Origin of the sequence: Rhizobium gallicum bv. gallicum R602sp (assembly GCF_000816845.1) — a bacterium.
Classification (GTDB): Bacteria; Pseudomonadota; Alphaproteobacteria; order Rhizobiales; family Rhizobiaceae; genus Rhizobium; species Rhizobium gallicum.
Map to the genome: position 1 here is coordinate 2638765 of NZ_CP006877.1, position 14377 is coordinate 2653141.

General features: G+C 59.1%; 15 protein-coding genes and 1 pseudogene. 9 read left to right on the forward strand and 7 right to left on the reverse strand.

What is annotated here, in order from left to right; genetic code table 11:
* Positions 1–45: 45 nt before the first annotated feature.
* The 5 genes and pseudogenes from RGR602_RS13115 (at position 46) to RGR602_RS13135 (ending at position 5149) form a co-directional block, all read left to right on the forward strand.
* A complete protein-coding gene (locus RGR602_RS13115; protein WP_039845474.1) occupies positions 46–660 on the forward strand; it encodes a 50S ribosomal protein L25/general stress protein Ctc in 615 nt (204 codons plus the stop codon).
* A gap of 184 nt (positions 661–844) precedes the next feature.
* Positions 845–3202, forward strand: coding sequence for an EAL domain-containing protein (locus tag RGR602_RS13120; RefSeq protein ID WP_039845475.1), 2358 nt, complete (start codon positions 845–847; stop codon positions 3200–3202).
* A 21-nt stretch (positions 3203–3223) separates the two neighbouring features.
* Positions 3224–3943 carry a substrate-binding periplasmic protein gene (locus tag RGR602_RS13125; protein ID WP_039845476.1) on the forward strand — a complete coding sequence of 240 codons (720 nt, stop codon included), beginning with the start codon at positions 3224–3226 and terminating at the stop codon, positions 3941–3943.
* 85 nt (positions 3944–4028) lie between these two features.
* Entirely contained in the window at positions 4029–4745 is a 717-nt protein-coding gene (gene pth / locus RGR602_RS13130) for an aminoacyl-tRNA hydrolase (protein WP_039845477.1), read from the forward strand.
* A 5-nt stretch (positions 4746–4750) separates the two neighbouring features.
* A pseudogene (locus tag RGR602_RS13135) lies at positions 4751–5149 on the forward strand (N-acetyltransferase family protein).
* A gap of 57 nt (positions 5150–5206) precedes the next feature.
* Here RGR602_RS13135 and RGR602_RS13140 read toward each other — a convergent pair.
* Together RGR602_RS13140 and clpS are read right to left on the reverse strand one after the other, a co-directional pair.
* The gene (locus RGR602_RS13140; RefSeq protein WP_039845478.1) at positions 5207–5590 is read right to left on the reverse strand and encodes a hypothetical protein; all 384 of its coding nucleotides are present in this window, start codon (positions 5588–5590) and stop codon (positions 5207–5209) included.
* Positions 5591–5663: 73 nt separating this feature from the next.
* The gene (clpS, locus tag RGR602_RS13145) at positions 5664–5975 is read right to left on the reverse strand and encodes an ATP-dependent Clp protease adapter ClpS (protein ID WP_039845479.1); all 312 of its coding nucleotides are present in this window, start codon (positions 5973–5975) and stop codon (positions 5664–5666) included.
* Between the two features lie 366 nt (positions 5976–6341).
* Between clpS and ychF the strand changes: the two genes are divergently transcribed.
* From ychF to RGR602_RS13160, 3 genes are read left to right on the forward strand one after another with little or no spacing between them, the layout of a single operon-like run.
* Positions 6342–7445, forward strand: coding sequence for a redox-regulated ATPase YchF (ychF, locus tag RGR602_RS13150; RefSeq protein ID WP_039845480.1), 1104 nt, complete (start codon positions 6342–6344; stop codon positions 7443–7445).
* Positions 7446–7477: 32 nt separating this feature from the next.
* A complete protein-coding gene (locus RGR602_RS13155) occupies positions 7478–7939 on the forward strand; it encodes a MaoC family dehydratase (protein ID WP_039845481.1) in 462 nt (153 codons plus the stop codon).
* Entirely contained in the window at positions 7936–8403 is a 468-nt protein-coding gene (locus RGR602_RS13160) for a MaoC family dehydratase (protein WP_039845482.1), read from the forward strand. Before RGR602_RS13155 ends, RGR602_RS13160 begins: the two co-directional genes overlap by 4 nt.
* Before the next feature lie 9 nt (positions 8404–8412).
* On the opposite strand, the gene RGR602_RS13165 is transcribed toward RGR602_RS13160, so the two are convergent.
* From RGR602_RS13165 to RGR602_RS13185, 5 genes are all read right to left on the reverse strand, one after another.
* Entirely contained in the window at positions 8413–8955 is a 543-nt protein-coding gene (locus RGR602_RS13165; protein ID WP_039846850.1) for an adenine phosphoribosyltransferase, read from the reverse strand.
* Between the two features lie 117 nt (positions 8956–9072).
* Positions 9073–9957 (reverse strand): cytochrome c1, encoded by an 885-nt coding sequence (locus RGR602_RS13170; RefSeq protein ID WP_039845483.1) that lies wholly within the window; start codon positions 9955–9957, stop codon positions 9073–9075.
* 21 nt (positions 9958–9978) lie between these two features.
* Positions 9979–11250, reverse strand: coding sequence for a cytochrome b (locus tag RGR602_RS13175; protein WP_039845484.1), 1272 nt, complete (start codon positions 11248–11250; stop codon positions 9979–9981).
* A gap of 14 nt (positions 11251–11264) precedes the next feature.
* On the reverse strand, positions 11265–11843 hold the full coding sequence (gene petA / locus RGR602_RS13180; RefSeq protein ID WP_039846851.1) for a ubiquinol-cytochrome c reductase iron-sulfur subunit: 579 nt from the start codon (positions 11841–11843) through the stop codon (positions 11265–11267).
* A gap of 241 nt (positions 11844–12084) precedes the next feature.
* The gene (locus tag RGR602_RS13185) at positions 12085–13974 is read right to left on the reverse strand and encodes an ABC transporter ATP-binding protein (protein ID WP_039846852.1); all 1890 of its coding nucleotides are present in this window, start codon (positions 13972–13974) and stop codon (positions 12085–12087) included.
* A gap of 163 nt (positions 13975–14137) precedes the next feature.
* On the opposite strand from RGR602_RS13185, the gene RGR602_RS13190 reads away from it, so the two are divergent.
* Positions 14138–14362, forward strand: a complete 225-nt coding sequence (locus RGR602_RS13190; RefSeq protein ID WP_039845485.1) for a ribbon-helix-helix domain-containing protein — start codon at positions 14138–14140, stop codon at positions 14360–14362.
* The last annotated feature ends 15 nt before the right edge of the window (positions 14363–14377 follow it).

Genomic DNA, 14377 nt, shown 5'->3' on the forward strand with positions numbered 1-14377 from the left:
TGATTCCGCACGGAGACTCTCCAAATAACCTCGAAAGGAATAGCCATGAGCCAGGAAACTTACGAGCTCAAGGCCGAGGCGCGCGAACGGGTTGGTAAGGGGTCCGCCCGTGAACTTCGCCGCAACGGTTTGATTCCCGCTGTCATCTATGGTGACAAGCAGGCCCCCATTTCTATCGCTCTCAGCACCAATGAGGTGACGAAGCGCATTCATGCCGGTAGTTTCATGACCACTGTTGCGACAATCGACGTCGGCGGCGAGAAGTACAAGGTTCTGCCGAAGGACTATCAGCTCGATCCGGTTCGCGACTTCACGATGCACGTGGATTTCCTCCGCGTCTCCGGCAACACGCAGGTCACCGTCGAAATCCCGGTTCACTTCATCAACGAAGAGAAGTCGCAGGTGAAGATCGGCGGCGTTTTGAACATCGTTCGCCACACAATCGAAGTTCATTGCCCGGCCGATGCGATCCCGGAATTCTTCGATATCGACCTCTCCGGCAAGAAGATCGGCGACAGCATCCATATCTCCGAAGTCGTACTGCCGAAGGGCGTGACAACGGTCATCGACCGCGACTTCACGATCGCAACGATCGTTGCTCCGGCCGCTGGCGTTGAAGAAGAAGCTCCGGCTGAAGGCGAAGGCGAAGCGGAAGCATAATCCGCATACACCAATTCGTAATTATAGGGCCCGCTTTCCCCTGGAAGGCGGGCCTTATCAATTTTAACGCGAGCCACTTCAGCAACATTTAACACATTCGTGAAAGCATTCCCCAAGCATTTCTACACTTGCCGCTCTTTGCCGTCATGGCCGCGAAGCGAGAGCCCGGGGAGAAAACGGAACCATGAACAATTCCGTTGAGAACAGATTTTTTGCGATTGTTTGCGGGGCGCTTCTCATATTTGTCGCTCCGCTTTTTGTATTGTTTCTCTTCCTTTCCTCCGAGCGCGCCGACAAGGAAATACGCGACCACATCTCCGTTCTTCTGGTTGCCAATTCCCAGGCGCTCGCAAAGCCGCTCTGGGATCTGGACGAAGACAGCGTAACGCAGATCAGCGCCACGATGGTTTCGCAGGGCGCGATCGTGAAGGTCGAGGTTCGCGATCAATCCAGTCAGCTCAACGTGACGCAATCGACCATCCCGAAATCCTTCGATGGCGAGCTCGTTCAGGTTTCCCGCGCAATCATCTACAACACGGTCGACGGTCCGAAGAACCTTGGCAGCATCGCGGTCTATTATCCGAAGCTTGGCCTCTTCTCCGGCCTGAAGCATGAAGAAGTCGTCTTCATATCGATCTTCATCTTCGCCGTGCTCACCGTCTTCGGCACCGCACTGATCGGCAACCGCCTCTTCGTCATCCAGCCACTCATGCAGCTTATCGCTGCCATAGAGGCCACCCGTCAGCTTGGATCGCGCCATCACGTCGATTGGCAGTCAAGCGATGAGATCGGCCGCCTTGCCCGCAGCTTCAACGAGATGCAGACGAAGCTGGAGAGCGAGGAGAAGGAACTGAAGCTCGCCCACCGCCTCGCAACCGATATCTATAACCTCACGCCCGCCATGCTCTTCTCGCTGGACAACGAAGATCGCATCATAGCGGTCAGCGACTATTGGCTGGTCGCAACGGGCTACGGCAGGGCTGAGGTGATCGGACGCAGATTTTCCGAACTCGTGACGCCCGATACCCGCGACGCGTTCCAAAACCGCAAGGAAGGATTCGAGAACGGCGCGGCACTGGACGTGACCGTTAAGTTCCTCTGCGCAGGCGGCCGCATCATGGACGTGCTGATCCTGGAATCCAAGAAAGCCACCGGACCAAACCAGCTCTCGCTGTCGGTCATGACCGACGTGACCGCACTGAAGGCCTCGGAAGACCGCAACCACCGCCAGGCGATCACCGACCATCTCACCGGCCTGTTGAACCGCCAAGGCTTCGAGACCGCCCTCGACGGCAAGATCGCCGAAGCCGACGCCGCTGGCCAGGAGCTTGCCTGCCTCTTCATCGATCTCGACCGCTTCAAGTGGATCAACGACAATATGGGCCATGCGGAAGGCGATCGCGCCCTGCGCGAGCTCGTCGAGCGGCTCAACAAGCAGCTCGCGCCCTCCGATCAGGCAGCGCGCCTTGGCGGTGACGAATTCGCCATCCTGCTTCCGGCCAAGGACGGCGAGAAGCGCGCCAGGGCGATGTGCGAGCAGATTGCCACCGTCTTCGAGGTGCCTTTCGGCCCCGATCTGCATCTGAGCGCCAGCATCGGCATCGCCATCTATCCGCGCCATGCGTCGAATGCAGCCGAACTGCTGCAGAAATCGGATATGGCGATGTATGCGAAGAAGCGCGACGGCAAGAATGGCGCGCAGATTTTCGACAACAGTATGCTGGACAGCGCAAAGGCGCGCGCCGAGATCGAAAGCCACATCGAAACCGGTCTCGCCGAGGATTGGTTCGACGCCTTTCTGCAGCCGATCGTTGGCCTTGACGATCACCGCATCGCCGGCTTCGAAGCGCTCCTGCGCCTAAATCACCCCCAGAAGGGCCTGATGCCGCCGGCTGGCATCATCCACGTCGCCGAGGAGACCGCCAAGATCGTCCGCGTCGGCAACGTCATCATGGAAAAGGCGATCGGGCATCTGGCGAATATCTCCCGGATCCCGGGCATGCAGGATACCTATCTCGCGATCAATTTCTCGCCGCTGCAGTTCGAAGTTGCCCTCACCTCCCGCCTCGCCGGGCTCGTCGGGCGGCACGGCATCCGTCCGGATCGAATTGTCGTCGAAATCACCGAAGCCGTTCTGATGCACGACAATCCGCAAATACGCATGGTGCTCGCCGAACTGCGCCGTTTCGGCTGCCGCATCGCCCTTGACGATTTCGGCACCGGCTACTCGTCGCTGAGCTATCTCAACCGCTTCCCGGTCGACATCATCAAGGTCGACCAATCCTTCACGCGGTCGATCAACGACACGAATGATGACGTCCGCCACAAGAGCCGGATGCTCATCGAAGGCATCACCACGCTCTCGCACAAGATGGACTGCACCGTCATCGCGGAAGGCATCGAAACCGAAGAAGAATGCCGCACCCTACACCAGATGGGGCTCGACTACGGTCAGGGCTACCTCTTCCATCGTCCGCAGAATGCCTCGAAATTGATCGAGGAGCTCACAGCCGTGGTAAACGAGGTCGCCCAAGCCTCGTGATCTCGCATTGAAGGTGGAAAGATGAAAAAGCTCCTGCTTCTTGCTTTTCTGACGCTTCCTTGTGCAGCGCCGGCACAATCGCAGACGGTCAATTTCACGACTGAAGAATACGCGCCTTTCAATTATCGCGACGGGAAGGTGATCAAGGGCGCGACCGTCGAACAAGTCGAAAAGGTCATGGCCGATATCGGCGTCGACTATACCATGGAGATGCTGCCCTGGGCGCGAGCCTACAGCCTCGCGCAATCACAGCCCATGACCTGCGTTTTTGCCACGGCACACAATGCCCTGCGCGATCCCCTCTTCAAATGGATCGAGCCGCTGCTCGTCGATCGCAATATCTTGATCACACGGAAGGGATCGGGCGTCGTTGCGAATGACCTCGAGGCGTCCAAGAAATATACGGTCGGCACACAGCGCGAAGACTATACCGAGATGGTGTTGAGGCAAAAGGGCTTTACCAAGCTCGATATCGCCACCGACTTCAATGCCACGCTTCGCAAGCTTCTCGGCGGCCGTATCGACATGATGCCCATTTCAGAGCTTTACTTCGAAAAGCTGAAGGTGGATCAGCCGGTGGAGGTGGTCACCATGCTCTCCTCGCAGCCAATGGGTATCGCCTGTCACAAGGATTTTCCATCCGATCTTCAGGTGCGGATGCAGACCGCCCTCGACAAGCTGATCGCCGACGGCACCCAGAAAGAGATTTTCCTGAAGTATGGGCTGCATCTCGGCAATTAGCGCCGCGCCGTGCCTTTGGGCTTGACTTCCTGCCCGTTTCGCGGTGGTGAAGCGCGCAGCAGGCATTCAAGAAACGGACTGGCCAATGCTCATCATCGCGGGTCTCGGCAATCCCGGAAGCAAATATGCCGGAAACCGACACAATATTGGCTTCATGGCAGCCGACGCCATCCACCGGCGCCACGGTTTTTCCCCCTGGTCAAAGAAGTTCAAGGCGGAAATTTCGGAAGGCGAGCTTGGTGGCGAAAAGGTGCTGCTGATCAAGCCGCAAACCTACATGAACCTCTCCGGCGAAGCCGTGGGCGAAGCCATGCGCTTCTACAAGCTGCAGCCTTCCGATCTCGTCGCCATCTATGACGAACTCGACCTGCCGCCCGGCAAGGCCCGGCTGAAGATCGGCGGCGGAAATGGCGGCCATAACGGCATTAGGTCGCTCGACGCCCATTGCGGCAAGGATTACCGGCGCCTGCGCCTCGGCATCGGTCACCCTGGCGTCAAGGAACTTGTGCAGCACCACGTCCTCGGTGATTTCGCCAAGGCCGACCAGGTCTGGCTGCAGCCGCTCCTGGAAACGCTTGCCGACAATGCCAACATGCTCGTGCGCAAGGAGGATTCGCAGCTGATGAACAAGCTGGCCCTCGCCGTCGGCGGCAAGGCGGAGGAGGACAAGCCGAAGCCCGAAAAGAAGCCGGCAGCGCAATCCCACATCCATCAGGCGCGAAATCACGCGCAGCCTAAGCTGCCTGCGACCGGCCCTATGGCCGAAATGCTGAAGAAGATATTCGGCAACAAGAGCGAGTAAGCAAGATGCCGGAGCGAGATATCATGATCAAGCCCGCCGGGCCCGGCGACTTACAGGCGCTTCTTGACCTCTAGCGCGACCTCAATCCCGATGATCCGGCGATCGATCCCGCCTGGGCAAGCGACCGCTTCTCAACCATCCTTGCCCAACCGGGCATGACCATATCTGTCGCGCTGGCCGCCGATATGCCTGTTGCATCCGCTACGCTGATCATCACACCCAATCTCACGCGAAACGGTGCTTCATACGCTCTGGTCGAGAATGTCGTCACGCACGCCGATCATCGCAGGAAAGGTTATGCCGGCGCGTTGATCCGTCATGCCTGCGCAACGGCCTGGGCGAAGAATTGCTATAAAGTGATGCTCCTTGCCGGTTCAAAGAACCCCGCAACGCTGCGTTTCTAGGAAAACTGCGGTTTCATGCAGGATAAGACCGGCTATCAGATCAGGCGCGCCGGCTGATCAAAGCAATTGCAGCTCTTGAAGGCGGTAGAGGAGCAGTTCCCAAAGTGCCTTGGCTCCGTCGTCGATCGCCGTTGCCATCAGGATCGAGGCATCCTCTACGAACAGCATCGTGCCAATGCCGGCAACGACGGAAATAGAGCAGGCAATGCGCAGGTTCTTGAGGCTGTCGGGCCGATAGTAGCCGGCATCGTCATATTCCGTTCCGAAGAGCATGTCGGAAAGATCATAACCGTCCGAAATGGTCAGATCGATGATCGGTTTGTCCGAAAGCCGGTCCGGATAGACGTTGAACAGCGCACGGACGACATGGCCTATCGCACCGAAGATCGCAAAGAGCGCCGCGGCGACGAAATAATGCCAAGTAGCGGCCTCAGCATGCATGCGCGCCTCCGTCGTGGGCGCAACCTAGCGGCAATTGACTAATGGCGGCTAAAGTAGATTGGTTAAAAAGCGCCTATTCTTCGGGTTCCGCCGTAAACATCAGCGGGAAGCCTGCCTCCTTGGCATAGTCCATCGCCTCCTTGACCTTGGTCTCGGCAATGTCCTTGGCGCAGACGACGACCACGCTGGAGCCCATTTTATGCGCCGTCATCATCACCCGGTATCCCGTCTCCCCGCTCATACGGAAAACGGCTTTGAGGATCATGACGACGAACTCGCGTGGCGTATAGTCGTCGTTGAAAAGAAGAACCTTGTAGAGCTTGGGCTTATCCAGCTTCAGCTTGACCTTCGTTTTCGGCTTTATGGCAACGTCGTTGTCACTCATCGGAAAATCCACCCGTTGATGACATGAGAGGTAGTTTCTAAACAACACAAGCATCGTCGGTTAGGGAATTTCGACACTCAGCTGTCGATTGCGAGCCCGGACTACAGCTTGCGATCAGGTAGAGCTCAGGTTCAAGCTCGTCACCGGGTGTTTGACACCAAGATGGTCTAGGTCTCCTTGGGTGAAGGTCACCTGCCCTTTCGGTGAAATCCGCAATATCACGTCTCGAAATCTCCGCGTCCAGAAAATAGGCCAGCGTCGCCCGATCGGCAAGTGAGCAGCGGTAAAAGCGGCGGAAGACTTGACCGCATGGCTCCTTTATCCCATAGGCAAGGCAACGATTTCAGCGAATACGGACATCCAGTCATGGGCTTCAAATGCGGTATCGTCGGTCTGCCGAATGTCGGCAAGTCGACACTCTTCAACGCGCTCACCAAGACGGCAGCGGCGCAGGCGGCGAACTATCCCTTCTGTACCATCGAGCCGAACACCGGCGAAGTCGCCGTTCCAGATCCACGGATGCAGAAACTCGCCTCGATCGCCGGCTCGAAGGAAATCATCCCGACCCGCATTTCCTTCGTCGATATCGCCGGTCTTGTACGCGGCGCGTCCAAGGGCGAAGGCCTCGGCAACAAGTTCCTCGCCAACATCCGCGAAGTCGATGCCGTCGTGCATGTCCTGCGCTGCTTCGAGGATGACGACATCACCCATGTCGAAGGCCGCATCAATCCGGTCAGCGACGCCGAAACCATCGAAACCGAGCTGATGCTTGCCGACCTTGAAAGTCTCGAGCGCCGTGTCGAGCAAACCCGCAAACGCGCTGCCTCCAAGGACAAGGATTCGCTGACCCAGCTTCCCGTCATGGAAGCGGTGATCAAGCTCCTCGACGAAGGCAAGCCGGCTCGTCTATTGCTGAAGTCGCTCGGCGCCGACGAAATCGAAGTCCTGAAGGGCTTGAACCTTCTGACTTCCCATCCGGTACTCTACGTCTGCAACGTCGCGGAAGCCGAGGCAGCGACAGGCAACGAACATACCGAGGCTGTTGCCGAGATGGCGAAGGCCCAAGGCGCCGAATGCGTGATCATCTCCGCCGCGATCGAGTCCGAAGTGGCTCAACTGCCGGAAGAAGAGAGCAAGGAATTCCTCTCCGCACTTGGTCTCGAAGAGGCCGGCCTCGACCGCCTAATCCGTGCAGGCTATCACCTACTCGACTTGATCACCTATTTCACCGTCGGCCCCAAAGAGACCCGCGCTTGGACGATCGTGCGCGGCACCAAGGCACCGGCGGCTGCCGGCGTCATCCACACGGATTTCGAACGCGGCTTCATCCGTGCCTTCACTATCGGCTATAACGACTACGTCGCGCTGGGCGGCGAAACCGGCGCCAAGGACGCGGGCAAAGCCCGGGACGAAGGCAAGGAATACGTGGTTCAGGACGGCGACGTGATCCACTTCCGCTTCAATACCTGATCGGCCGCACGGCCGAGGGAGGACGAGGCCAGATGAAGCTAGTTTTTGAAGACTTCGAGCCGGGCCGCAGCTTTGCGCTAGGCCCGGTCGCCGTGACGGCGCAGGAAATCATCGAGTTCGCAACCGAATTCGACCCGCAGCCGATGCATATGGACGAGATGGCCGGACGCGCCAGCATCCTTGGCGGGCTCGCGGCTTCCGGCTGGCATACGTCCGCGCTCTTCATGCGCATGATGGCCTATGGTTTTCTGCTGAATTCACATTCCCAGGGCGCACCCGGCATCGACGTAATGGAATGGAGGAAGCCCGTGCTTGCCGGCGACACGCTGTCGGGGCGTTCGACGGTGCTGGAGTCGCGCGCCATGCGCTCGCGGCCCGGGATCGGCATCGCCCGCTTCAAGCATGAGGTCCAAAATCAGCACGGCGATCTGGTCTGCTATTGCGAAAACTGGATCATGTTCAGCATGCGTGACACAGCGGAGACAAATCCATGAGGATGGCTGAGCTTTATACGATCGGCGAAAAGGCCGCGATCGGCGGCTACACCTTTACCGAGGAGCGGATCATCCATTTCGCCACGCGGTTCGATCCGCAGCGCTTCCATGTTGACAAGGAAGCCGCCAGGAAGACGCTCTTCGGCAATCTCTGCGCCTCTGGCTGGCATACATGCGCCGCCTGGATGCGAACTTTCCTGGATTATTGGGAAAAGGAAACCGCACGACTTGCCCGGGAGGGCGTCGCACCGCCGAAGCTCGGCCCTTCGCCCGGCTTCCAGAAGTTGCAATGGCTGCGTCCGGTCTTCGTCGACGAGACTGTCAGCTATTCGGTGACCTTGCTTGCCAGCCGGCCTCTCACATCGCGGCCGGGCTGGTTCCTCAATTCGATCCTCAACGAAGGCGTCAACCAGGATGGCACGCCTGTCATCCGCTTCGAGGGCAGCGTACTCGAATTCGAGTAAGGCCGGGCTTCAGTGCCCGGCGAATTCGACCAGCGTGTGGACCTTCACCCCGAGCTCATCGAGCTTCTTGCGGCCGCCGAGATCCGGCAGATCGATGACGAAGCACGCACCGACGACTTCCGCACCCATCTGGCGAAGTAGCTTCGTCGCGCCGACGGCCGTCCCTCCGGTCGCAATCAGATCGTCCACGAGAATGACCTTCTCGCCCGGCTGAACCGCATCCCGGTGCATCTCCATCTCATCGACGCCATATTCAAGGCTGTAGGCGATCCGCACGGTATCATGCGGCAGCTTGCCCTTCTTGCGGATTGGCACGAAGCCGGCCGACAGCTGATGCGCCACGGCGCCGCCGAGAATGAAGCCGCGCGCTTCCATGCCGGCGATCTTGTCGATCTTCAGGCCCGCATAAGGCTGCACCAGCTCATCCACAGCGCGGCGAAACGCCCGCGGATTGCCAAGCAGCGTCGTGATGTCGCGAAAGATAATGCCGGGCTTTGGATAGTCCGGGATGGAGCGGATGCTAACCGCAAGCTCCGAGGCAATATTATTCATGGAAAATCCGTCTGTCTGCGAGGGCATTTCGTCGGTTGCACCCTATCAACTGACTGACATGGAACCAACAAAAAAGGCGGCCCGAAAGCCGCCTTTTGCTTGTTGGGCTAGAACCGCTCAGTGCTCTTTGTTGGCATAGACCGAGCGCTTCGTCAGGAAGATGAGACCCGAGAAGATCAGCAGGAACACGATGACCATGAAGCCGGTGCTCTTACGCTCTTCGAGGTGCGGCTCTGCGGCCCACATCAGGAAGGCCGAGACATCCTTGGAGTATTGATCGACGGTCTGCGGCGTGCCGTCGTCATAGGTCACCTGATCGTCGGCGAGTGGCTTCGGCATCGCGAAGGCCGCGGCAGCGTTGAAGTAAGGGTTGTAATGCGCGCCTTCGGGAACCTGGAAACCCGCCGGCGGCTCTTCATAGCCGGTCAGCAGCGAGTAGATATAGTCCGGCCCGCCTTCCTGATATTGCGTGAAGATATCGAAGACGAACTGCGGGAAGCCGCGGGTTATCCCGCGGGCCTTCGCGATCAGCGAAAAGTCCGGCGGGGCCGCGCCATTGTTCGCGGCGGCAGCGGCCTGGTCGTTGGCGTATGGCGACGGGAAATAATCCGAAGGGATAGCCTTGCGTGTGAACATCTCACCCGCAGAATCCGGGCCATCTTGAACGTCGTAGTTCGCGGCAAAAGCCTTGACCTGCGCCTCGGAGTAGCCGAGTTCGCCGAGCATGCGGAAGGGAACGAGGCTCATCGAATGGCAGGCGGAACAGACTTCCGTATAGACCTTCAGGCCGCGCTGCAGCTGGCCCTTGTCATAATGACCGAACGGGCCGGCGAAGCTCCAGTCCTGCTCCCGCGGGTGCTTCAGCGGATAGTGCGGCGTGGCGCCTTCCTCGTGCTCCGCAGGAGCAGCGCCCTCGCCGTGCGTCGCTTCCTGTGCGAATGCAGCAGTTCCGAGGATAGCTGCGACTGCGAGCGGCAGAATGCTTGCAACAAGCTTTTTCATCGTTCTATTCCTTCCGCTCGCTTATGCCTTGACCGTAGCTGTTTGTTGATTACGCTTTTCCAGTACAGCTTCGGTGATCGAGTTTGGAATGCGGCGCGGCGTCTCGACGAGACCAAGCACTGGCATGGCGACCAGGAAGAAAGCAAAGTAAAGCAGCGTGCAGATCTGAGAGATCAGGACGAAGGCACCTTCCGCCGGTTGGGAACCGAGCCAGCCGAGGATGACCGCATCGATCACGAACAGCCAGTAGAACATCTTGTACCAGGGGCGGTAGACCGCAGAGCGGACCTTCGACGTGTCGAGCCATGGCAGGAAGAACAGCACGATGATCGCGCCGAACATCACAAGGACGCCGCCGAGCTTGGAATCGATCGGACCGATGTTGAAGGTGATCGAGCGCAGCATCGCGTAGAATGGCAGGAAGTACCATTCCGGAACGATGTGCGCCGGCGTCTTCAGCGGGTCAGCCGGGATATAGTTGTCCGGATGGCCGAGGAAATTCGGCATGTAGAAGACGAAGTAGGCGTAGACCAGCAGGAAGATCGAAACGCCGAGTGCGTCCTTGAGAGTTGCATAGGGCGTGAAGTGGACGGTGTCCGTCTTGGTCTTGACCTCGACGCCGGTCGGGTTCGTCTGGCCGGTCACATGCAGCGCCCAGATATGCAAGACGACAACGCCTGCGATGATGAAGGGCAGCAGGTAGTGCAGAGAGAAAAAGCGGTTGAGCGTCGGGTTTTCAACGGCAAATCCGCCGAGCAGAAACTGCTGCACCCATTCGCCGACCAGCGGGAAGGCCGAGAAGAAGCCGGTGATGACGGTCGCGCCCCAGAAGGACATCTGGCCCCAGGGCAGAACGTAGCCCATGAAGCCGGTCGCCATCATCAGCAGATAGATGAGAACGCCGAGGATCCAGAGGATTTCGCGCGGCGCCTTGTAGGAGCCGTAGTAAAGGCCGCGGGCAATGTGCAGATAGACCGCGACGAAGAAGAAGGAGGCGCCGTTGGCATGCATATAGCGCAGCAGCCAGCCGTGGTTGACGTCGCGCATGATCTTTTCGACGGCATTGAAGGCGACCGAGGTTTCGGCAGCATAATGCATGGCGAGCACAATGCCGGTCAGGATCTGTACGACCAGCATGACCGACAGCATGGCGCCGAAAGTATAGGCATAGTTCAGGTTACGCGGAACCGGATATGCAACGAAGCTGTCGTAGACCATGCGCGGCAGCGGCAGGCGCGCATCGATCCACTTCTCGAGGCCGGTTGATGGCTCGTAGCTGGAATGGCCACTCATAAATCAGTCTCCCCTCAACCGATCTTGATCACTGTATCGGAAACGAACGAATAGGTCGGAATCGGCAGGTTCGTCGGCGCCGGACCTTTACGGATGCGGCCGGCCGTGTCGTAGACCGAGCCATGGCAGGGACAGAACCAACCGTTGTATTCGCCGGCCTGTCCGAGCGGCACGCAACCGAGATGGGTGCACGAACCGATCATGACGATCCAGTTTTGCTTGTCCTTGCCGGCAGAGCGGTCGACACCGGTTGCCTGCGCTTCGGCCGGAAGGTTCTCGTTGCGTGCGATCGGATCCTTGAGATCGGAAAGCGGAACCTCGTCGGCGGCCTTCACTTCCTCGGGCGTACGGTTGCGGATGAAGACCGGCTTGCCGCGCCACTTGGCGGTCAGCGACATGCCCGGCCCGAGGCTCGATACGTCGACTTCGATGGAAGCAAGAGCGAGCGTGGACGCATCCGGACGCATCTGATCGATGAACGGCCAAGCGAACGCCGCAGCGCCGACGGCGCCTGCCATACCAGTGGTGAGATAAAGGAAATCACGGCGCGTGGGCTCCCCTGAAGCCTCGCTTGTCGTTTCGTGTTCGCTCACGGCTAAACCATCCTCTGCGCAATTTTCGCGGAATTCCGCCCTGCCCATCTAAGCGGCGAATCTACACAGACACAATTCGGCCTTAGATTCCCCGCCAATCCGGCGCGTTCTATGCTTGATCGCAAATTATGTCCAGCCTTGACAATAGTATGAGGCCACAATGTCGCGGGTATTTTCAGATGAATTTTCTACCGCAATCCCTTGGATTCAGCGGATCGGAGCCTTACTGGAAGACGCTTGCCTAAACAGCCCTCGCCTCACGCCCGGGCATATCTTCGCCTGCACCGAGGAAGCCGCCGGACTGGCGCGCCCATAGCTCGGCATAAAGCCCGCCTCTTTCGACCAGGGATTTATGCGTGCCTTCTTCGATGATTCGGCCGCGATCGACAACAATCAGCCTATCGAGCGCGGCAATCGTCGAAAGGCGGTGAGCGATGGCCAGCACAGTCTTCCCCTCCATGATCCGGCTCAGATTGGACTGGATCACCTCTTCCACCTCGGAATCGAGCGCTGAGGTCGCCTCGTCGAGCACCAGGATCGGTGCGTCCTTCAGCATGAGGCGCGCGATTGCGATACGTTGCCGCTGCCCGCCGGAAAGCTTCACGCCGCGCTCGCCGACATGCGCGTCGAAACCTTTGCGCCCCTGCTGATCGTGCAAGCGCTCGATGAAGCCGAGCGCCTCTGCCCGCCGTGCGGCATCGAGCAGCCGTTCCTCGTCCGCATCGGGCCGGCCGAAGAGGATGTTGTCCCGGACCGAACGGTGCAGCAGCGACGTATCCTGGCTGACGACGCCGATCTGCATGCGCAGCGACTCCTGGCTGACCGCAGCAATATCCTGGCCATCGACAAGGATGTGCCCGCCTTCAAGGTCGTAGAGGCGCAGCAACAGATTGACCAGCGTCGACTTGCCGGCGCCGGAGCGCCCGACGATTCCGACCTTCTCGCCGGGTGCGACGGTCAGCGAGAAATTCTCGATGACACCCTTGCCCCGGCCGTAATGGAAGGACACGTTTTCGAAGCGGATGCTAGGCTCGCGGACGACGAGATCGGGAGCATTGGGCCGATCGACGAGACCGAGCGGCTGCGAGATTAATTCGGCAGCATTCTGGATCGTGCCCAGATTGCGCATGATGCCGTTGAACTGCGTCATCAGGCGGCCAAGAAGGAAGTTGAGGCGCAGGACGAGGGCCAGCGAAAAAGCCACGGAACCGGAACTCACCAACCCGCGCAGCCACAGATCGACGCTTAACCCGCCCATCGTCACGATCATCAGGCCGGAAAGCAGCGCCATGGAGGCACGTACACCGGTAATGAACCGGGTAAAGCGCAGCACGGTATCCTGATAGATATCGAAACCCTGGCGCATGTAGCGGTCGCTTTCCTCGTGACGAGCGAAAAGCTTCAGCGTCTGGATGTTGCTGTATGAATCGACCATGCGGCCGTTGAGCATCGAGGCGGCTTCCGCAGTCTCGCGCGAGTGATAGCGGATGCGAGGCACGAAATAGCGGGCGAGCACGCCGAAGGCAGCGAGCCAGAACAGCACGACGGCCGCAAGCGAAAAATCGAGCTGAGCCACCAGCACCAGCGTCGTCGCCGCGTAGATTCCAACGAACCAGACGCTCTCCATGAGCGAGGTCACGAGATCGCCCACCGCCTGGCCGGCCGACCAGACCTTCGTCACAATCCGCCCGGAAAAATCGCTCTGGAAAAAATGCAGCGATTGGCGCGAGACGTGGAGATAGGATTGCCAGCGCGCGAGATTGTAAAAACCCGGCGTGATGACCTGCTGATCGACCAGTGCGATGAGGAAGACCACAACGAAACGGACAAAGCCGATCAAAGCCAGCATTCCGAAGAGCTCGCTGCCGTGTGCGGCAAGCATCTCGCTCCAGCCAACGCCCGGCCTGACGGTGCTCAATATATCGACCAGCCGTCCGACAAACCAGAAAAGCGAAGCCTCGATCGCCGCCGACATGCCGCCGAGGACGAGCATCGCGACGAAGGGCCATTTCGCCTGGCCAATGTAGAACCAGATGAAGCCGGCCGTCGAACGCGGCGGCTGTATATTGCCGCGCCGGCGGAACGGATCGATCCAGTTTTCAAACAGATTGAGTATCGGGCGCAGGAGCATCATTGCGTTATAGTCCGAGACAACCCTGCGGCAAAGGTAACGGAGGGCGGACACAACCTTATATTTCGGTAATTTTCGGTAACATCGGCGGCATCCATGTTGAATGTCGCTGACCTCGTCACGATCTCGGAGTACAATAGCCGCTTATCGGAGAAATACCGTCATGGAAACGAGGGTGCTCGCGTCGCATATTCCGCTCCCGCTTGCGGACAGACTCGATGAAACCGCAGCCCAACTCGGCATATCGCGCGACACGATCGTCAGCGAGGCGGTTGCCGCATGGCTGGACAACGAGGAAGAGCGCCGCCTGACGGCATTCCGCACGATGACAGGCGCCATCGTCGTGGTCGAGCGTCACAGGGTAAGAGACTGGGCAGACAGCCTGTAAATCAGCGCCTGCGGC